The organism is Sphingopyxis sp. 113P3, assembly GCF_001278035.1.
GTDB lineage: Bacteria > Pseudomonadota > Alphaproteobacteria > Sphingomonadales > Sphingomonadaceae > Sphingopyxis.
Window position 1 is genome coordinate 1826416 of record NZ_CP009452.1, and the last position, 19280, is coordinate 1845695.

At 56.0% G+C, this 19280-nt stretch carries 14 protein-coding genes and 2 pseudogenes; 13 read left to right on the forward strand and 3 right to left on the reverse strand.

Annotated elements, in window-relative coordinates; all coding sequences use genetic code 11:
• The gene (locus LH20_RS08855; RefSeq protein ID WP_053553888.1) at window positions 1-2181 is read left to right on the forward strand and encodes a GumC family protein; all 2181 of its coding nucleotides are present in this window, start codon (window positions 1-3) and stop codon (window positions 2179-2181) included.
• A 34-nt stretch (window positions 2182-2215) separates the two neighbouring features.
• Window positions 2216-3352 (forward strand): hypothetical protein, encoded by a 1137-nt coding sequence (locus LH20_RS23295; protein ID WP_235527164.1) that lies wholly within the window; start codon window positions 2216-2218, stop codon window positions 3350-3352.
• Here the strand turns inward: LH20_RS23295 and LH20_RS22880 are convergent.
• A protein-coding gene (locus LH20_RS22880) for an IS5 family transposase (RefSeq protein ID WP_144423492.1) occupies window positions 3311-4080 on the reverse strand; the annotation gives its coding sequence in 2 pieces (ribosomal slippage) (window positions 3311-3765 and window positions 3765-4080; 771 coding nt in all). The genes LH20_RS23295 and LH20_RS22880 overlap by 42 nt on opposite strands.
• 232 nt (window positions 4081-4312) lie before the next feature.
• On the opposite strand from LH20_RS22880, the gene LH20_RS08875 reads away from it, so the two are divergent.
• The 10 genes and pseudogenes from LH20_RS08875 to LH20_RS08920 form a co-directional block, all read left to right on the forward strand.
• Window positions 4313-5353: a GDP-mannose 4,6-dehydratase gene (locus tag LH20_RS08875; protein WP_053553890.1), complete on the forward strand. Its 1041-nt coding sequence runs from the start codon at window positions 4313-4315 to the stop codon at window positions 5351-5353.
• A gap of 5 nt (window positions 5354-5358) precedes the next feature.
• Complete coding sequence (tviB, locus tag LH20_RS08880; RefSeq protein ID WP_235527165.1) at window positions 5359-6645, forward strand: Vi polysaccharide biosynthesis UDP-N-acetylglucosamine C-6 dehydrogenase TviB; 1287 nt, start codon at window positions 5359-5361, stop codon at window positions 6643-6645.
• A 6-nt stretch (window positions 6646-6651) separates the two neighbouring features.
• On the forward strand, window positions 6652-8034 hold the full coding sequence (locus LH20_RS08885; protein WP_200905454.1) for a flippase: 1383 nt from the start codon (window positions 6652-6654) through the stop codon (window positions 8032-8034).
• Window positions 8035-8039: 5 nt separating this feature from the next.
• Window positions 8040-9413, forward strand: a complete 1374-nt coding sequence (locus LH20_RS08890; protein WP_083455359.1) for a Coenzyme F420 hydrogenase/dehydrogenase, beta subunit C-terminal domain — start codon at window positions 8040-8042, stop codon at window positions 9411-9413.
• A complete protein-coding gene (locus LH20_RS08895; RefSeq protein WP_053553892.1) occupies window positions 9410-10621 on the forward strand; it encodes a polysaccharide pyruvyl transferase family protein in 1212 nt (403 codons plus the stop codon). The genes LH20_RS08890 and LH20_RS08895 overlap by 4 nt, the downstream gene beginning before the upstream one ends.
• 39 nt (window positions 10622-10660) lie before the next feature.
• Window positions 10661-11596, forward strand: coding sequence for a glycosyltransferase family 2 protein (locus LH20_RS08900; RefSeq protein ID WP_158501121.1), 936 nt, complete (start codon window positions 10661-10663; stop codon window positions 11594-11596).
• A complete protein-coding gene (locus LH20_RS08905) occupies window positions 11596-12597 on the forward strand; it encodes an EpsG family protein (protein WP_053553894.1) in 1002 nt (333 codons plus the stop codon). Before LH20_RS08900 ends, LH20_RS08905 begins: the two co-directional genes overlap by 1 nt.
• Before the next feature lie 5 nt (window positions 12598-12602).
• Window positions 12603-14495: an acyltransferase family protein gene (locus tag LH20_RS08910; RefSeq protein WP_053553895.1), complete on the forward strand. Its 1893-nt coding sequence runs from the start codon at window positions 12603-12605 to the stop codon at window positions 14493-14495.
• A gap of 144 nt (window positions 14496-14639) precedes the next feature.
• The gene (locus tag LH20_RS08915; protein ID WP_083455360.1) at window positions 14640-14891 is read left to right on the forward strand and encodes a transposase; all 252 of its coding nucleotides are present in this window, start codon (window positions 14640-14642) and stop codon (window positions 14889-14891) included.
• Window positions 14892-14906: 15 nt separating this feature from the next.
• Window positions 14907-15170, forward strand: a pseudogene (locus LH20_RS08920) (transposase); the annotation flags it as partial.
• Window positions 15171-15465: 295 nt separating this feature from the next.
• Here LH20_RS08920 and LH20_RS22885 read toward each other — a convergent pair.
• The gene (locus LH20_RS22885; RefSeq protein ID WP_083455361.1) at window positions 15466-16593 is read right to left on the reverse strand and encodes an IS110 family transposase; all 1128 of its coding nucleotides are present in this window, start codon (window positions 16591-16593) and stop codon (window positions 15466-15468) included.
• A 61-nt stretch (window positions 16594-16654) separates the two neighbouring features.
• Between LH20_RS22885 and LH20_RS08930 the strand changes: the two are divergent.
• Window positions 16655-17572 (forward strand): annotated as a pseudogene (locus LH20_RS08930) (IS3 family transposase); the annotation flags it as partial.
• 203 nt (window positions 17573-17775) lie between these two features.
• Here LH20_RS08930 and LH20_RS08935 read toward each other — a convergent pair.
• Window positions 17776-19122, reverse strand: a complete 1347-nt coding sequence (locus LH20_RS08935) for an alkaline phosphatase family protein (RefSeq protein WP_053553899.1) — start codon at window positions 19120-19122, stop codon at window positions 17776-17778.
• Window positions 19123-19280 lie beyond the last annotated feature (158 nt).

Consider the following 19280-nt stretch of genomic DNA (forward strand, 5'->3'; position numbering starts at 1 on the left):
ATGAACGAGATTGTCCGCGGCCCTGTCGTGTCTGTTGATCCCGCTGCTGTTCACCGCGAAGATGGCGAGCGGCAATATGCTACATCGCTTCCAGAAATTGAGCGCATATTTGCAGCGATTATAAGCCATCGTAACTGGGTCATGGCGGTTATTATTGGTACGCTGCTACTTGGCCTCCTTGCGACATTTCTCACGACGCCAGAATATACTTCGACTGCGCGGATCGAGGTTCTCCCCGATGCTCCCGTTGACACCTCGGTAGAAGAACAGCGAGACCGAAGCGCGATCAACGAGATCGCCTTCTACAATACTCAATATTCGCTGCTTAAGTCGGAATCTCTCGCCGAACGCGTCGTTCGAGCTGGAAACCTTACCGCGGACAAGGCGTTTATCGACGCGTTTGACCTCGAGGTTTCCGACGGAGGGATGACCAGCGCCGAGCGAAGGAGCCTGACCGACAAGGCGGTAACTGCTTTGCTAGACCACCTTGACGTCTCCCCAGTGCGGACCTCAAGTCTAGTCGACATTAGCTTTTCGACGCCGTCCCCCACATTGTCTGCAAAACTTGCGGACCTCTGGGTTACCCAGTTCGTGCAAGCGACGATCGATCGTCGTTTCGCAGCAACTTCGGACGCCCGCAAATATTTGGAAGCGAGACTGGAGACGCTTCGAAAAAATCTCGAGTCTTCTGAGCGGGCGCTGATCAACTATTCGGTTTCCAAGGGGATCGTCACCGTAGCCTCCGAAACGGACACCAGTGGGCGGACGCGGACCCAAACGCTGGTGGGGTCCGATATCATCCAGATCAGCCAGGCGCTTGCCAAGGCGCGTGAGGCGCGCATAGCCGCCGAAGCCGAACTGGCCAATACGATGACGGGCGTAGCGCAGGTGAACGCGCCGACGATCAGCGCCTTGCGCCAGAAGCGAGCTGAGGCGGAAGCCGAACTTGCGCGAATGCAAACGGTCTTCGCGGATGATTATCCGGCCGTAGCATCGTTGCGGTCGGAAATAGCAAATTTAGACCAGAGCATCCGCGCCGAGGTCGGCCGTTCGTCGGAGGGCAATCGCGAGGCATATAACGCTGCGGTGAAGCGCGAACGCGAATTGGAGGCTGAGCTTGATGGATTGACGAGCCGCTACAATAGCCAGCAGCGGGAATCGATCGAGATGGCGATTTTGCAGCGGGAAGTAGATTCGAACCGGCAGCTTTATGAAGGCTTGCTCCAGCGCTATAAAGAAATCGGGGTTGCGGGCGTGGGGACAAACAACGTTTCGCTCGTCGATCGCGCTAAACCTGCAGAACGTCCTTCGAGCCCCCGCTTGTTGGTCAACATTGCTGTATCGCTTCTCATCGGTATGGCACTGGCTGCCGGTCTCGTGTTTGTACTCGAGAAAATGGATAGCTCGATCCGCGATCCGCAGGACGTTCTGCCACGCTTTGATTTGCCGCTCCTGGGAGCCATCCCCGAAGTGCTCAGTACGCCGATCGTAGACGCGATTGCGGACAAGAAATCGGCAATTTACGAAGCCTATTTCTCCTTGATGACCAACTTGACCTTCCTAACCGAACACGGGGCGCCGCGAGCGATCATGCTGACGTCGTCGAGGCCGAAGGAAGGTAAGAGCAACTCGTCTCTGTGCCTCGCGACGGTGCTTGCGGCTACAGGTAAGTCCGTCATTTTGGTCGATGCGGACGTTCGCAATCCATCGCTCAATCGCTACCTTGATATTCCCAACCAACGTGGCCTCAGTCACTATCTTTCGGGCGACGACGACCTCGATGGAATGATCGCGGAGTTACCCAACTTCGGGTTCTCGATCATCACTGCCGGCAAAATGCCGCCGAATGCTGCAGAACTGCTGGGAAGCGAGAGGCTTGGTACGTTGATCACCGAATTGTTGAATCGCTACGATCACGTACTGGTGGACGCGCCGCCGTTGCTAGGATTGGCTGACGCGCCGCTCATTGCGCGCCGGGTGGAAGGTGTATTGTTCACCATTGAGGCGAACGGCACCAAGAATCGAGCGATCGCAACGGCGCTGAACCGCCTCCGGATGTCGGGAGCGAAGCTGTTCGGTGCGATCGTAACGGAGGTCGGCGCCCGCAACCAAGTCTACGGTTATGGTTACGGTTATGGGTACGGTTTCAGCTATGGCGCCGCCAGAAGCGGTGATGAATGAGTTGGCTGGGCCGGCGTGAGAAGTTGGCGGAACGGTGAGAACTGCTCGAATTTTTTTATGGTCGGCGTCGGGTGTACTGGCTCTGCTGGTTGGCACCGCGAGTGCGGTAATCAGTAATCAAGTCAAATATCCGAGTAAATCCGCGGCGCTCGGCGTCGGCCCCATGGGACAGGTCCAAGCAAATCTTGCTTTCGCCTCCTATGCGGTGCGGCAAGCGACCGACCGGAAGGCTGTGGTTTCCTCGCACGAGCGCGAGTTGGCTTCGAGCGCATACAGGAAGGAGCCTTTGTCATCCGCTGCGCTCGGACTCTTGATCGCATCATTTGACCGCGCGAACGATGCGAAGAGGGAGAAATTACTAGACCTAGGTGGCAGACTCACCCGCCGGAGTTCGTTAATTACATCGGCTTCGGTGGAAGCCGCAGCCCGCCGAAATGACGAACACAGCTTCTTTCGCTGGCTGTCGCGCGGCATTCTAACAAACGAGAGCTTGCGCGCCACGTACATTGGAGCGATGGCACAGGCAACAGCACGTCCGGGCGCAGATGCTACGCTTGCTCCAGTTCTAGGAGCGAAGCCGAGTTGGTCAGCGCGCTATTGGAAGACTGTCCTCGGTACACCGGAAAGCCTGGTTAACGCAGCGAAGCTGCGTATTCGTGTGGCAAGAGCGCCGTGGAAGCAGACGGACATAACCGACGCCGATCCGGTTCTCATGTTGTATCTTGTCCGCGATGGCCATTTCGATACGGCGCGGCAACTGTCGCAGGTATTAGGACGACCGCACCAGGCATCAACGGGGCAGGGGGACGATGTCGCTCTCGCTAATTTCTCCCGGCAGCCACTGTTGCCGCCGATGGATTGGCAGTTGGCCTCATCTGGAAATCTGGGTGCAACGATCGAACCGGAGCGCAAGCTTCTGTCGATTTCCGCTATCGCCGGCGCGAGGGGGTATGCCGCCCGCCGCTTGGTTGAGCTGGCGCCAGGGTCATACGAATTGGATTGGACCATCTCCGCGAACACAGCTCTCGACAAGGGCATGTTGACGGCACGGCTCGATTGCGCGGAAAAAGGTGGCAATTCGAATGTCGCGCAGGAAGTCGACCTGGATGCAGGGCGCCAGCGTGCGGACCTAGGCCGTGGACTCATAAGCGTTGATCCAGAGGCGTGCTGAGAAGAGCTTGATGGCGGCGAGGAAGTTGTCGGCTCGCTTGTCGTATCGGGTGGCCAAGCCTCTGGCGTGTTTGAGTTTTCCGAAGAAGCGTTCGATCAGGTTGCGATATCGGTAGAGGAAGGTGCTGAACACAAAGCCCTGCCTGCGATTGCGCTTGGCGGGAATGTTGGCGAAGCCGCCTTGTGCTGTGATCCGCGCGCGGATGGCGTCGCTGTCATAGGCCTTGTCGGCGAGGAAGGTGCTGCCTTCCGGCACGGCGCCGAGCAGCGGATCAGCTTGTTTGCAATCGCTCGCCTGTCCTTCGGACAAGTGCAGCTGGATCGGCAGGCCTCGTCCATCAACCAGTGCGTGGATCTTGGTCGTCAAACCGCCGCGGGAACGTCCCATGCAGCGATTTGGGTCCCCCTTTTTAAGGTCGCACCGTGCTGGTGGACCCGGATGGAGGAACTGTCGATCATCACCAACTCGCCGTCGAAGGCATGGGAAACTGCCGTCAGCAGCCGATCCCACACACCGGCTTTGCGCCAGCGCACGAAGCGATTGTAGCAGGTGGTGTGTGGACCATAGCGTTCCGGAATATCCGCCCAGGGGCTGCCTGTGCGGAACCGCCACAATATCCCGTTGATCACCCGGCGATCATCCACACGTGGCACGCCCCGCGGCTTGTTCGGAAGCAGCGGCTCGATCACAGACCATTCGAAATCTGTCAGCTCAAAACGGCGACGCATCTCCAAGACTCCTTTCCCGAGCCTTGAATCAATCACTGCCGCCTCGCGCAACTCAGTTTATGAGTTTACCGCCTAACACTCGCGAACGATACCTGCCGGTGGCATTGGTTTTCGATCAATCTGAATGTCCCCGACAGTGCATCCGGCGTTGACGCCCAGCTTCACGGCCTGAACCTCAAGCACGTTCGTTAATGACCCCCAATATTTGAACGGACTCTAAAGGAACAAAGCCCTGACCTATCCCTCTTCCTCCTCTCCTGCGCGCAGAGTTCTCATAACCGGTACGGCCGGTTTCATCGGATTCCACCTCGCGAAGTTGCTCCTCGCCGAAGGATTCAGTGTTTGCGGGTATGACGGGATGACTGACTATTATGACGTCAACCTGAAGCGACGGCGGCACCAGACGCTTTTGCAGAATATGCAATTCTCAGCGACCGAAGCGATGCTTGAGGATGGTGAGCACTTTTGGCGGGTTGCCGAAGATTTCCAGCCTAATGTGATCGTACATCTCGCGGCGCAGGCCGGGGTTCGGTACAGTCTGGAAAATCCGCGCGCTTATATCGACAGCAATATCGTGGGCACTTTCAATGTGATGGAGGCGGCGCGAAAGCTGCAGGTGTCCCATTTGCTTATGGCGTCAACCTCCTCTGTATATGGTGCAAATGACGTGATGCCTTTCACGGAAACTGAAAAGGCTGACACCCAACTGACCATCTATGCTGCGACCAAGAAGGCCAACGAGAGCATGGCTCACAGCTACGCTCATCTTTGGAACCTTCCAACGACGATGTTCCGTTTCTTTACGGTGTACGGGACTTGGGGCCGACCGGATCTTGCCCTGTTTAAGTTCGTCGATGCTATTCTCGATGGGAAACCGATCGACATTTATAACCACGGCGACATGTACCGAGATTTCACTTATGTCGATGATCTGGTGCGCGCCATCCGGCTTTTGATTGACGTGCCGCCAGTGCGTCCCGCGTCACCCGGCGACATCGCTGACGGCGATAGCCTATCGCCGGTTGCGCCCTATCGGGTGGTGAATATCGGCAATTCGGAGAAAGTCCGCCTGCTCGATTTCATCGAAGCTATCGAGCAGGAGCTCGGGGTCAAGGCGGTTCGCAATTACATGCCGATGCAGATGGGCGATGTGCCAGCGACATGGGCTGACGCTTCGCTCCTGCAAAAGTTGACAGGGTATCAGCCCCAGACAAATTTTCGAGATGGGATCGCCCGGTTCGTCGGATGGTTCCGCGAATATTATCAAAAGTAGGTGGTATGTCGATTTCTCCCATGATTTCCGAGGAGACGCCGATCGGGGTGATCGGGCTTGGTTATGTCGGGCTGCCGCTGGCTGTCGAGTTCGGCAGGTTGCGGCCAGTGATCGGATTCGACATTGATGGTCGCCGCATCGAGGAGTTGCGTGGCGGTATTGATAGGACCCGCGAGACGTCACCTGAAGAGCTGGCAAGCGCCAGCTGCCTACACTTAACAGACAAGATCGATGAACTGGCTGCTGCGAGCGTTTATATCGTAACGGTTCCCACGCCGATTGACACTCACAAGCGGCCGGATCTGACGCCGCTGCTCCGAGCCTCAGAAACTGTCGGCTCTGTTTTAAAGCGCGGCGACATCGTCATTTATGAAAGCACGGTCTACCCCGGCGCCACGGAGGAAGACTGCGTCCCGGTTCTGGAACGAGCGTCTGGCCTGATCTTCAACGAAGATTTTTTTTGCGGCTACAGCCCAGAACGAATTAATCCAGGGGACAAGGAGCATCGGCTTCCCAATATTAAGAAGGTAACGAGCGGATCGACGCCCGAGGTAGCCTCGCTCGTTGACGAACTTTACGCATCGATCATCACTGCCGGGACGTTCAAGGCGCAAAGCATCAAGGTGGCAGAAGCCGCCAAGGTCATCGAAAATACGCAGCGTGACCTCAATATTGCGTTGATGAACGAACTCGCAATCATCTTTGATAAGCTCGGGATCGACACCCAGAGCGTTCTCGCAGCAGCTGGCACCAAATGGAATTTCCTGAAATTCTCACCAGGTCTGGTCGGCGGGCACTGCATCGGCGTGGACCCCTACTATCTTACACACAAGGCGCAGGCAGTAGGATATCATCCGCAAGTGATCCTCGCGGGGCGACGCGTAAACGATGGAATGGGGAGTTATGTAGCCGGTCAGCTCGTACGCCTGATGATCAAAAGAAGTATCCAGGTTCAAGGTGCCCGTGTCCTCGTCTTGGGATTAGCATTCAAGGAAAATTGCCCTGATCTCCGGAACACCCGGGTGGTAGACGTGATCGACGAACTCAGGGATTATGGCATTGAGGTCGATATTCACGATCCTTGGGTCGACGCTGCCGAAGCGGAGAGAGAATATGGACTGTCGCTCACCGATCCTGCACCAGGGTTTTATGATGCGGTGGTACTGACGGTCCCGCATCGCGAATTTGTCGATGGCGGCGCGGCGCGCCTGAGGGCCTGGACTCGAAGCGGGGGTGTTTTCGTGGATATCAAGGGCGTGCTTGCGCCTGAGGAGAGCGATCTTCGACTGTGACGGGCGTTGCGATCGGGAGCCGCTTCCCGTCGAAACGATCACGGCGCGCCGGAGGCGTCCAATGAAGGTTCTTTCATGCTTGCTGCCTTTGATCGACTGGCAAGGCCTCGCTTTCATATGGTCAGCGCGATATCGATGCTATGGTTAGGTTCGCTCGCCGGATCGGGATGTGCATTTCTAACCCAGATATTGCTGGCGCGTAATCTGAACCCGGCGGGCTTTGGCGCCTTCGCAGCTGCGCTCAACAGTGTAACGCTGGTCGCGCCCTTGGCTAGTTTTGGCCTGGGCGGTTTTTGGCTCCGCGCCTTCGGGGAAGAGGGCTGGGAGGCCGAGCGCTGGCTCAGAGCTTCACTGCGCTATGCCGCAGGCACGACGATCGCGGTGATGGCCGGTTTGATGCTCTGGGCTTTCCTAGGGCCGCATGATGACGCGACACGCTGGTTACTCGGTATATTGTCTTTCCACTTGGTCGGGTTTGTCGCGGTAGAGCTTGTAAGCTCGAAGCTGCAGCTCGAGGCGCGCTACAGGGCGCTCGCACTTTGGCAATTTTTTCCGCACATGGTCCGGCTGACCCTCGTTGCGACGCTCGCCCTGGCTGTGGCACGGGGACTTCGATTACAGGATGTCGTCATCGTCTACGCAATGACTGCCGCTGCCGTATCGGGGCTGGGCGTCCGCTACCTATGGCAGATGCGCCAAGGGCGTCTTCAACTCCACGGTCATGGTCCAAAGCCCGATACTGCCGGATGGCGGCCGGCGCCCACCGCAATGCAGGTTATGGCGGAAGCGTGGCCGTTCGGGGTCGCTGGCGTCTTCTATTTGATCTATTTTCAGATCGACATCGTTCTTCTCAAATATCTTCAGGGAGATCAGGCCGCAGGTCTCTACAATGTCGCGTTCGTGGTCATGGGCGCGGTATATCTGCTGCCGAGCGTGCTGTATCAGAAATTCCTGCTCCCAAAAATTCACCGGTGGGCAAGCCACGATAGGGAGCAGTTCGTCCGGGTCTATAAGATTGGCAGCGTCGCGATGCTCGGGATTGGCCTTGGGGCCATGGCGGCGGTTTGGTTACTGGCCCCTTGGGCGGTCACGTTCCTGTTCGGCGCCCAATATGCCGAGGCGGCGGCGGTCCTCCGCATATTGGCCTTGGCAATTCCGATGCGCTTTGTCTCGACGGCCGTTGGATCCACGTTGACGACATCCAATCATATGAAAACCAAGGTAAAGTTGATGGGAATTGTCGCAGTCGTCAACATTGTCGGAAATTTGCTCCTGATCCCCAGGTACGACATATACGGTTCGGCGGCTGCGACGCTGGCGAGTGAGGCGGTTCTTCTTTGCCTGTATGTCATGGTTTCGAAGCGATCCGTATTTTCGGAAACTAGGTAAGAAGAATGTCTGATATTCAACGAGTGGTCGAGAATGGCTATTGCATCGGATGCGGTGCCTGCGCGGTCCAGGATCCGGCGATTGCGATAGAGGTTTCGCCGCTCGGCCTTCCGCGCGCCCAGTTGCCGCGAACCGCCGACTCCGATGCGGTTTGCCCCTTTGCAGCCCGCAAGACCGAAGACGATCTGTCGCGTGAGCTTTATTCGGCGGACCTTGCGAACGACGCTCGCATCGGCCGGCATATCGGAACCTATGCGGGCGGGGTCCGCGACGAAGCGTTTCGGGAGAAATCCAGTTCGGGGGGGATGGTAACTTGGATTCTCCTCCAACTGCTGGAGCGCGGCGAAATCGACGGCGTTGTTCATGTCGGACGAAGCGCGGGATCGGGATATGAATATCGAGTGTCGGAGACCGCCGATGACATCGTAGGCAACGCGAAATCCAGATACTACCCGGTGCATTTCAACGAGGCGCTCTCCACCGTCTTGGATAGCGGCAAATCCTATGCGTTCGTAGGTGTGCCCTGTTTCGTTAAAGCGGTGCGGCTATTGGCCGCGGAGAATGCGCGTGTCCGGGATGTCGTGAAATATTGCATCGCGATCTTCTGCGGGCACATGAAGAGTAGATCTTTTTCGGAAATGATCGCGTTGCAGCAAGGCGTAACACCCGCTGCATTGAAATATGTCGATTTTCGCGTGAAGAACCGCGCCGCGCCGGCCAATCGCTACAGCAATCAGGTCCACTTTATCGACGAGGACGGTGCGCTCCAGAGCCGTCCACCCGTGCCGACCAAGGATCTGCACGGCATGGATTGGGGATTGGGATACTTCAAAGCCCCACCTTGTGATTGGTGCGATGATATTGCTGGGGAAGTGGCTGATTTTTCCTGCGGCGACGCCTGGCTTCCCGAATATGTATCGGATTCGCTCGGGACCAGTGTGATGATCACCCGAAACGCGGTCATCGACGCGATCCTGAACGATGGCCGCGCCAGCGGTGTGCTGGCACTGGATGACGTCGATGTCGGCAAGATATATGAATCCCAGGCGGGAAACTATCGCCATCGGCAAGAAGGGCTGGCAGTTCGCTTGGCGGATGCGCAGCGCGCTGGGACCTGGACCCCAAAGAAGCGTATTCGTCCGGATAGCTTCAAAGTCGATGCGCGCCGCCGAGCGATATATCGCCACCGTCAGCGCCTGATGAGCAAGTCACACAGCGCTTTCCAGGCTGTCAGATCTGGAAACAAATATCTGATTTTTATGCTAAAAATGCTTCCATACGAAGTATATTATGCAATCCTGAACCGAAGGCTTGTCCGCGGAACCGGGAAGATACTCTTGCAATTCGTCAAATATTTTAAAGTCAGGTACAAAAAATGAGGCGCTTTTACTTGAGCGGTCAGCGGACGTTTGGAAACCGCGGTTGTGAAGCGATCGTCCGGAGCACGGTTGCCTTGCTGCGTGAGCGGTTCGAAGGGTGCGAGGTGCTCGTCCCCTCCGATGACGCCGAGCGCGACCGTCGACAATGGAGCGAGGCCGCCCAATCGGGCGTGCGGTTTGTCAAGGCATATCGCCCCTTCCATTCGAAGCTGTGGGCGCGGGTGCAAAAGGCTCCGGTGGGCTTGATCCAGCGCGCGGGTTGGCCGTTTCCGCTTCCGAGCTGGTTAAAGGCCGATATGGCGAGTGCGGACGCGGTCATCGCGGTGGGGGGGGACAATTACTCGCTCGATTACCTTTTGCCCTCACTTTATATGGGAATTGACCGCCTTGCGATGGACATGGGTAAGCCGGTCTGTCTGTGGGGCGCATCGGTAGGTCCATTCGAGCGCGAACCAGCTTTCGTGCCGGCCATTCGCGATCACCTGTCACAGATGAAGTGGATCGGCGTGCGGGAGAGCCTTTCGTATCGCTATCTCACCGAAACGCTAGGGCTCAAAAACGTTGGAATGATGGCTGACCCCGCGTTCACCTTGACGAAATCTCCCACCGACAGCGCTGCCTTCTGGCCAGAGGAGGCCGACATGGGGGTGATCGGGTTCAACATCTCGCCACTCATCGAACGGTATAAGAGCGAACAGCAGAATTTGCGCGAGGAAGCGATCGGCTTCATCAGAGCGGCCGTTGCCAGAGGGTTTGCGATCCTTCTTGTTCCGCATGTCATCCCCAAGGAGGGGGACCCCAAGAATAATGACAGCATTTATATGGCGCGGATGCTGGAGGATGTGCAGGATCTCGGAGCCCGCGTTACCCTGATGCCATCACTTAACGCCGCCCAGATCAAGGACGTCGTTTCGCGACTCCGCTTTTTCATTGGTGCGCGAACTCATGCCACGATCGCCGCATTATCAAGCGGAGTTCCAACCATTTCGATTTCGTACAGCGTCAAGTCGATCGGTATCAACCAAGACCTCTTGGGTGACAGGCCCGTTGTGCTTAAAACGCCGTCGCTGACGACTGAGAGCCTGCTCGGTAAGCTCGATTATCTATTGGACAAGGAGACGGAAATTCGCGATCGGCTGCACACCCTCCTGCCGGAATGGCGGGGCAAGGTGCAGGACGCCATGCTATCGGTCGCGGAACGGCAATAGACGAAAGCGTATCAGAATCTCATGTCCTGTCGGTTCTCCGTGGTCATCCCGCTTTACAACAAGGGTTCCCATATAGCGGATACGCTTGATCGTGTGCTGGCGCAGAGCTTTGCCGATTTCGAGGTAATTGTCGTCGACGATGGATCGACGGATGGCGGCGTCGAGATCGCGCGCGCCTTCGCATCGGCTCGGGTGCGGGTGATCGAACAGGCAAATGCAGGCGTGTCATCCGCCCGCAACCGCGGCATTGATGGAGCGAGAGGTGATTATATCGCCTTACTGGATGCCGACGACATGTGGACCCCCGATCATCTCGAAAAGCTCGATGCCCTGATCGAATCCTATCCTGGGCGCGCTATCTACAGCTGCGCCCATGCGTTGATCCGAAACGGCACCCATCATTACAAAAAGCAGCCGGACACGGAGCCTTTCATCGCAGACGGTCCTGAATTTCTCGAAGAATATGCGAAAAGTTTTGCGCTCGTTCATAGCTCCACGGTGTGCATTCCCCGGCTGCTTTTTGCAAAAATAGGCGGATTCCCGGTAGGAATTACCAAGGGCGAGGACGTGTATGTCTGGATCCGGGCGGCCCTTGCGGGGGGTATTGCGTATAGTAGTGCGTTATGCACCTATTTGAATCAGGACGCCGAAAACCGCAGTGTGCTGAATAGGAATGGTGAGATACCCTATTATATCCGGTGGCTTGGAAAGGAGCTGGGGGCTGGTAAACTAGGCCCGGAGGAATCCAAGCACGCGCGACGGTTGCTGCGCCGGAGCATACTTTTTAATGCCGCGGCGTGCCGGGCTCAAGGAGATCCGACGTCATTGGCAGCGTATAGGTCGTTGTCCTGCGCACGATCGCCAGATATCTCTTTTCCGCTTGCCGCGATATCCGTCTTCCCTGAGGCCATTCTACGGCTGTTAAGAAGATACCGGCATAAAGCAGCCCCGGTACGTTTGAGCGAGGATATATAATGAACTTTGCCCATCGCCGGCTAGGATTCTTCGCGGTAGCGATATTATTCATCGTCGTATCTATATTCGTAGGAAATAGAGATTTGTCCGTGGGAACGGACACGATGGCTTATAGCTACAACTTTTCTTCCATGTATTCAAGATTCGTCTTGAAGGAATACGATGTAGGGTTTTACTATCTTTCGGAGCTTATTCATTTTTTTACAGATGATTACAGAATATATTTCTCTATACTATTTTTGATATTTAATATATCTATATTTTTATTTTCAAAGAAGGTCATACCATCTGTAGATGTGGCAACATTGTTCATGTTGTCTGGATTTCTATTTATTTCAAGCTGGTATGAAAATGCCACCCTGAACACGATCAGGCATGGCTTGTCTTTGCCATTTTCATATTTATCTTTAATTCTCTTCCATGAAAAGAATTTCTTAAAGTCGGCTATTTGTGGAGCGGTCGCAACTGCGCTTCATTTTTCTGCTCTTATGATATTTCCGTTTTTTGTGCTGATGATGATACCATTTCGGTTCGTATTTATATTGTTTGTGCTGATGTCAGTCGCCTACGTAACGGGAATATCTAACTTTATATTCAAGTTCATTTCAGGAGTCTTATCTTTATCATATTATGATGATATCCAGGAGTACGCGCCAGAAGTTGGTGGTTTTTTTGGCTTCTATGTCGGATTCTTTCTTTACAGCACATTTTGGGGTATATTCTACTTCTGCCTGCAGCGTTTCATACGTAGGGAGTATATTGAAGATTTCAGGGTATCTCTGAAGATTTACTACGTCCTGATTATGCCATTTTTTGCCTTTGCTCACGGCTCTTTGCCGAGCCGCTTTGCCTTTATTGCATGGCTATATCTTCCTATACTGCACTGTTCTTTCGTTCGGTGCAGTAAGCTCAAGGATTACGACATATATTATATTTCTTTTATAGTATTTACTATTGGAGTTTTTAATTACCTCGCGGTCATTCTAAATTTTGCAAGGTAGTTGTCGTGGCCGCGGAATATAGAAAAGATATAGATGGGCTGCGTGCGATTGCTGTTGGGCTCGTTATTGGGTACCATTTCTTTCCTAATCATGTCAGGGCCGGATTTGTCGGGGTAGACATTTTCTTTGTTATATCCGGCTATCTCATTTCCTCCATTATTATGGATAAATTGGAGGATGGGAGTTGGCGGTACGGTAGTTTCTACACTCGGCGTATCAACCGGATATTCCCCGCCCTGATCGTCATTCTGTCCCTGAATTTGGCACTCGCCTGGTATGCATTGGTACCGAACGAGTTTTCCACTTTGGGGAAGCACGTCGCAGCTAGCGCGGGCTTTGTAGAAAATTTCGTCCTGTGGGGCGAGGCTGGCTATTTTGATGGTGCTGCGGAGTCGAAACCGCTGCTTCACCTTTGGAGCCTGGCCATTGAGGAGCAATTTTATATCTTATGGCCGGTCATCCTAGCGCTCACCCTGCGAGCCCGCTTTTTATGGATCTGCGCCGCCCTGATCGCTGGGTCCCTAGTTTATAGCTGCTATGCCGCGTTTTATTCGTCGACAGCGGCCTACTATTCCCCGCTCTCTCGATTTTTTGAGTTGGCAATCGGCGGCGTGCTCGCCTTCGTGCATCAAAGGTGCAGCCTCAAAATTGATCGATTGAAGGCGAATATCCTGGCCATATCAGGCGTGGCTGCGATGCTGGCGGCGCTGCTTCTAATCGACGCATCAAGCCCGTTCCCCGGCTATTATGCTCTCCTCCCGACCCTTGGCACGGCGGCGCTCATAGCGGCCGGACCAGGTTCGTCCATCAATCAGCTCCTTCTTTCTCCACGGCCGATGGTTTGGATCGGGCTAATCAGCTATCCTCTTTATCTGTGGCACTGGACAACGTTGGTTTGGGCGAAAATACTCACGTTCAGCAATTCCATATCAGCTGGGCACCGGCTCGGTCTGATCGCAATCTCTTGCGCGTTGGCTTGGCTGACTTTCCTCTGGGCGGAGCGTCCGGTAAGAAAGCATAACACACCAAAGACAGCCCTCGGCCTTGCGTTCGTAATGGCCTCAATCGCCGCGATTGGCTTGCTGTTCTGGTCGGGACGAATTTCAAATCGCTTGGCGATGCCCGAGCTGGAAAAGGTCGTGGAGGCGGTTGATGACTGGGATTACCCTTCGAAAGATATGGCCGTAGAGACGCGCTTTTCTGATTATTATTTCTATCGCAAGGCTGGGCTGCCCGGACATTCCGTGCTGTTTGTCGGAGATTCAAATGCCGAGCAATACGCGCCACGGGCCAGCCGGCTTATTGCAGGGGATCCGCGCGTTCCCGGCGTGATTTTTGCTACCAAGGGCGCTTGTCCCTTTGCCTCGCCCAAACTCGCACGCGAGAAGCGAGACTGTGTGAATAAGCTGAGCGAAATTCAGCGCCTAGCTCAATCCCGTGAGGTGCAATCCGTTGTCATTGCTCAACAGTGGACTGCAATGGAAGTCATGCTTGATGACCCCTCTGCTGCGCAATCGTTCGAAGCATGGCTCGCCTCCATTCCGGCCAGCAAGAAGAAGTTTGTAATACTAAATATTCCCAGCGGCGAAGGCTTCGGGCCGAGCGATTTGTTGAGTGGGTCACGCCTTGGTCAATTGCGATATCGACCTGCAGAATTTCGCGATGCGACGAGGCAGCGTCGCCGACTATCGGACTTGAACGCATTGTTGCGTGCTATCGCTGCGCGGCAGGGCGCCATCGTTATTGACCCGTTCTATACTCTATGTCGGAAGGACGTTTGCCGCGTTACTTATGGAGACGGTCGGCCTGCCTATAAGGATCGCGAGCACTTGGCGGCCAGCTTCGTAAGCGATCACGCTACGTTTATCGACCCGATTTTCCAGCCGGACGAAAATTGAGAGTGAGGATATGGCTAGCGAGGCAATCGACCTCCCCTGAACGCTCAAACGATAGATCAGGCATGAACCTTCGTAACCGACCGATTGAGGCCGCCTGCCGAGGATTGATGTGAGTGGGTAAGTGACGTCCATAAGGACGTCGTTATGGACGTCCTGTTCGAGAGCGAGGGACGGACGGTGGAGATTCTGGGCCGGGAACGGCGGCGGCGATGGAGTGAAGCGGAGAAGCTGGAGATTCTGGCGGCGGTGGAAGCGCGCGGCGAGACGCTCGCGCGCGTTGCCCGGCGCTACGATGTGTCGCGGAGCCAGATTTATACCTGGCGCCATCAGTTCAGGAAGAGCGGGCTGAGGTGGTGCCGGTTTTCCGGACAGGGTGTTAAGCTATTCCCGACCTGAAGGAATGGTACGGGAATGAAGACGACGAGGAAGCGCTACAGCGCGGATTTCAAGGCGAAGGTGGCACTGGAAGCGATCCGGGGCGATCTGACGCTGGCGGAGCTGGCCGCAAAGCATGGCGTTCACCACACGATGATTGCGTCGTGGAAGCGGCAGGCCATCGCGGGGATGACGGGCACATTTTCCGGTGCAGGTGAAGCGGCCAGGGCAGCGAGCGAGGCCGAGGTAGACAAGCTGCATGCGAAGATCGGGCAGTTGCTGGTCGAGCGGGATTTATATGAGGGCCGTTTTGTCAAGGAGGGCGCAATTCGTCGGTAGCCGTCCCGTTGGGACTGCTTTGCGCATGAGATAGAATTCTGCGGGGTCGATCATCATCGTGCAGCCGTGCGCCTGGCGCATCAACTTATATCCGGCAGCTCCGTGACGGCTTGCCACAATCCTGCATGCACAGCACAGACGATCGAGGGGACGGCTTCATACTTTTTACCGGTGCCTTCCGCACCAATCGCGCTCTCGAATTCCGTCACCCCGCTTTCAGACCCTGGCCAGGGTCTGAAACTGTTCAGTTCCGCCGTCAGGCGAAGGCTTTGGCGTCCAGTTCGACGCCCTCCGGCACGGTGCCAGTCTCCACGTATCGCCAGAGGGTGATGGCCAACTTTCGTGCCATGGCCACCAGCATAATGCGCCGGATTCTTGGCGACTGCGCCTTCGTTCGCGCTTTATACCACCTTGACAGCGGACTTTCCGGATGTCGGCTCTGCCAAATCCATGCGATCTCGATAAGGATGCGCCTCGCCCAGCTGTTGCCGGCTTTGGAAATACCTTGGCATCGCGTCGATGAGCCACTGTCGAACGCACTTGGCGTCAACCCGAGATATGATCCCAGATGTGATCGGCTATTGAACGACCTAGCAAAAATTTCCCGCGCCATGACCGCGGCTGTCGTGCCGCCAATCCCTGGTATCAACATCAGCATCTGGCGCTTCTTTTCGACGCTCGGGTCTTGCGCGTCCGCCAAATCTCGCTCTTTCTCGACGGATCGGATTTGATCTTCAACGACGGCGAGGCGGGCGTACTCACGCTCCAGTTCCCGCCGCAGGCGATCGGGCAAAGAATGGCCTTCGGCGGTAACAAGAGCCGCGAAGTCGATGCGGGTGAGGCGAAGCTTCGGTTCGATGCCCCGTATTCCTTGGCCGAAAAGCAGTCCTTTGATTCGATTGATATGGCCCGTTCGTTCGCGCACCAGGCGCTGACGTTCGCGGTGAGAGCGGCGAGCATCTTCTTCCTCTATGGTTGGTACTCGTACGACCGCACAAACGTGATGGTCTCCTCGGTCAATCGCAATCACTGCCCTGAGCAGCATCAACGCGTCGATCCGATCCGTCTTCACGCGCCGGGCTCGGCGGTTCACCTGAAGGCTCGCTGGATCCAGCACTCGACATTCAATACCCGCGCCGCCCAACCGCCGCGCGAGCCAAAAGCCATCGTACCCTGCCTCATAGCAGACCACGATCCTGACTACAGCGCCGGCCGCTGCGCGCAATCGCGCGACCAAGGCTTCAAAGTCGCCGCCCGCCAAGCGATAAATGCTCGGCTTCGTGCGATCTGGGTGCGCGACAGATAGGACCCAGCTCTTCTTGCTGAGCTCAATCGCCGCGTAGAGTGTTTGCTGCCGTTCGCTTTGTTCCTTCCCAATTGTCATAGCCAATCTCCTCGATGACGACAGCGACAGGATACCGGCTGGTCCAACGCTGCCCTCATAGGATCTTTTTAGCGAAAGCCTCCGGTCGATGAGCGTGGCATGGAGGCGATCGATGATCGAGCCTGCTCACCATCGCCTGTCGATTGCGGCGCAATGCCGGCTGCTGTCGATCAGCCGGTCGAGCTACTATTACGCGCCAGTGCCGGAGACCGAGGAGACGTTGGCGCTGATGCGGGTGATCGACGCGGCGTTCCTCGACATGCCGTGGTACGGCAGCCGGCAGATGGTCCGGCATCTGCGCCGCAATGGTCATGACGTTGGGCGACGACGGGTGCGGCGGCTGATGGCGAAGATGGGTCTGTCGCCGATCTACCAGCGGCCGCGTACGAGCGATCGGCATCCGCAGCATCGGGTCTATCCTTATCTGCTGCGCAAGCTGGCGATCGAGCGGCCGAACCACGTCTGGTGCGCCGACGTGACATACATCCCGATGCGGCGAGGCTTCCTCTACCTGGTGGCGATCATGGACTGGGCAACCAGGAAGGTGCTGGCCTGGCGCCTGTCGAACACCATGGACGCAAGCTTCTGCGTCGCGGCATTGGAGGAAGCGCTGACGCGCTTCGGCAAACCCGAGATCTTCAATACTGATCAGGGCAGCCAGTTTACCAGCTTCGCCTTCACCAGCGTGTTGCGCGAGGCCGAGGTCCGCATCAGCATGGATGGTCGGGGCCGGTGGATGGACAATGTCTTCATCGAGCGCCTCTGGCGATCGCTGAAATACGAATGCGTGTATCTGCACGCCTTCGAGACCGGCTCCGAGTTGCGGGCTGGTCTTGGCCGGTGGATCACCTATTACAACACCCAGCGTCCACACTCGGGCCTTGCCGGGAGAACCCCGGCAGAGGCCTATCGGCGGATAGGGCAATCAGATCATGGGGGGCATGCCCCCCATGATCTGATGATCAAACAGGCGGCATGAACGACAACCGGGATTAGCTTAACTTAGCCGCAAACCTGTCCAAATAGGCGGGACCACCTCAAAGGGGCTCACCATTTTTTTCTGGGCAGCTGGAAATGGAATTGCTGTAACGATCCGCATTCAAATGCAGCTGGTATCGCGTTCAATTGCATTTTCGTCGCCTGCTATCCGCTTTTGAGAACGAGATGTAGCGTGGCGCCATCCTAGGCAATGGCGCTTATGGTAGCTTTTGTTCGCGGCCACTGAAGGCGGAAATGGTCAGCGACCAGGTCCGGTAAAGTGCTCAGTAGGACACGCCTTCCATTAGCACTGTCCGCCGTTTCGGCAGTGTCTATCAGATATCCGATGCCGTCGTGCTCGCCGTTCTTGATCGCGACGAAATTCACCATGCGGCGAAGGTCTGGGAAATGTTCGTTCCCGACCGCAAAACCAAAGCCGATTGGTATGTCCTTGGGATAGGTGAGCATCACGAACAGGCTGTCGCCCCGATTATCGACATCGAACAGTCGGAGGCCGTCATCACCCACCGCCATCTCAAGTCGCCTCTGGATCACTACGGCATTATCAGCCGACCCCGCTTCGACCAGAAAATCGCGCGACATGCGGGGTTGAACGGTGAAATTTTCACATCCGATGCGGGAAAGAAACTTCCCGTGGTCCGCAAGGCGCCAGTAATAACATTCTTCGGGATAAGGATTCTGATGTAGTCCCGTCGCAATGACCAACCGATAATCGGGGAGAGCTTTCAGTATCTGCGCTACAAATCGGTCGTACTGGCTATAGACCGCAAGAAGGGGATCGTCTTGGGGTGACAGCAACCAATCGGGGTTGCGGTGCGGTCCTTCATAAACCTCCGCATTGAACATGTAGTGGTGCTGAATATGAGCACCACCGTTCAAGAATAGCGTCACATAGTCAGGCCGCGTGGCCTTCGTTTCGGAAAGCGTGATCGCGGTCAGCAATTCATCCAGAACGAGCGCCAGCGCCCACTTTCTCCCCCGCAAGGCATTAAGAGCATAGCTTGCGAGACGCGCTTGAACGCGCGGGCCGCAATAACGTGCGACAGCGAGAATTAGCGAAAATACGGTGCCGGCACCGAGCTTTGCACCGGCATTTTCATTGACTGCTTCACCTGCGGCAGACGCCACGCGCTCGAGTAACCAGCTCCCGGTCACCTCTGTTTCGGTCCATGGGTCGGGGATAAAGAAGGCCGCCTCGCGTGTCTTGTTGCTTGCATTCATGGGGCTGACAGCTGCAACGCGCAAACCCTCGCCTTCGAGCCACTCCCAAACCTGATTTAAATCGCGATTTACGATGTCACCCAGCCGGAAAACCCCATGCTCCTCAAATGGCAGGCCCGTGTGCGCGGTAACCCACTGGATCCATGGTTCCAGGTGTTCATATCGGGATTCCGATACGGTCTCGGTAATGCCATGGCTGCTTATCAGCTTGTTCAGGGTCGGCAGCTTTCCACGCTCGCAATAGCGTCGAATAAAGTCGAAGTTGATCTCGTTGAGTTCTAATTGGAAAAATTTGGGTTGCGTGGCCATGGCTTAACGATGCGATATTTGTTTTGCGAAAGCAATCTGCAATGAGGTGACGTGGCAGTCTCGTGCGACTGTTCGATAGCTGCCTGGCATGGCCTGCCGTTGAAATCGGCCCTTGACCCCGGTACGGCGCATCGCTTCCCCTGCAATCACTTCGGATA

Excerpts from the sequence above, each read along its gene's own strand:
- tviB (WP_235527165.1), top strand. The coding sequence starts at position 5,359 with ATGTCGATTTCTCCCATGATTTCCGAGGAGACGCCGATCGGGGTGATC.
- LH20_RS08915 (WP_083455360.1), top strand. The coding sequence starts at position 14,640 with ATGGACGTCCTGTTCGAGAGCGAGGGACGGACGGTGGAGATTCTGGGC.
- LH20_RS08855 (WP_053553888.1), top strand. The coding sequence starts at position 1 with ATGAACGAGATTGTCCGCGGCCCTGTCGTGTCTGTTGATCCCGCTGCT.
- LH20_RS08890 (WP_083455359.1), top strand. The coding sequence starts at position 8,040 with ATGTCTGATATTCAACGAGTGGTCGAGAATGGCTATTGCATCGGATGC.
- LH20_RS22885 (WP_083455361.1), bottom strand. The coding sequence starts at position 16,593 with ATGACAATTGGGAAGGAACAAAGCGAACGGCAGCAAACACTCTACGCG.
- LH20_RS08895 (WP_053553892.1), top strand. The coding sequence starts at position 9,410 with ATGAGGCGCTTTTACTTGAGCGGTCAGCGGACGTTTGGAAACCGCGGT.
- LH20_RS08905 (WP_053553894.1), top strand. The coding sequence starts at position 11,596 with ATGAACTTTGCCCATCGCCGGCTAGGATTCTTCGCGGTAGCGATATTA.
- LH20_RS08935 (WP_053553899.1), bottom strand. The coding sequence starts at position 19,122 with ATGGCCACGCAACCCAAATTTTTCCAATTAGAACTCAACGAGATCAAC.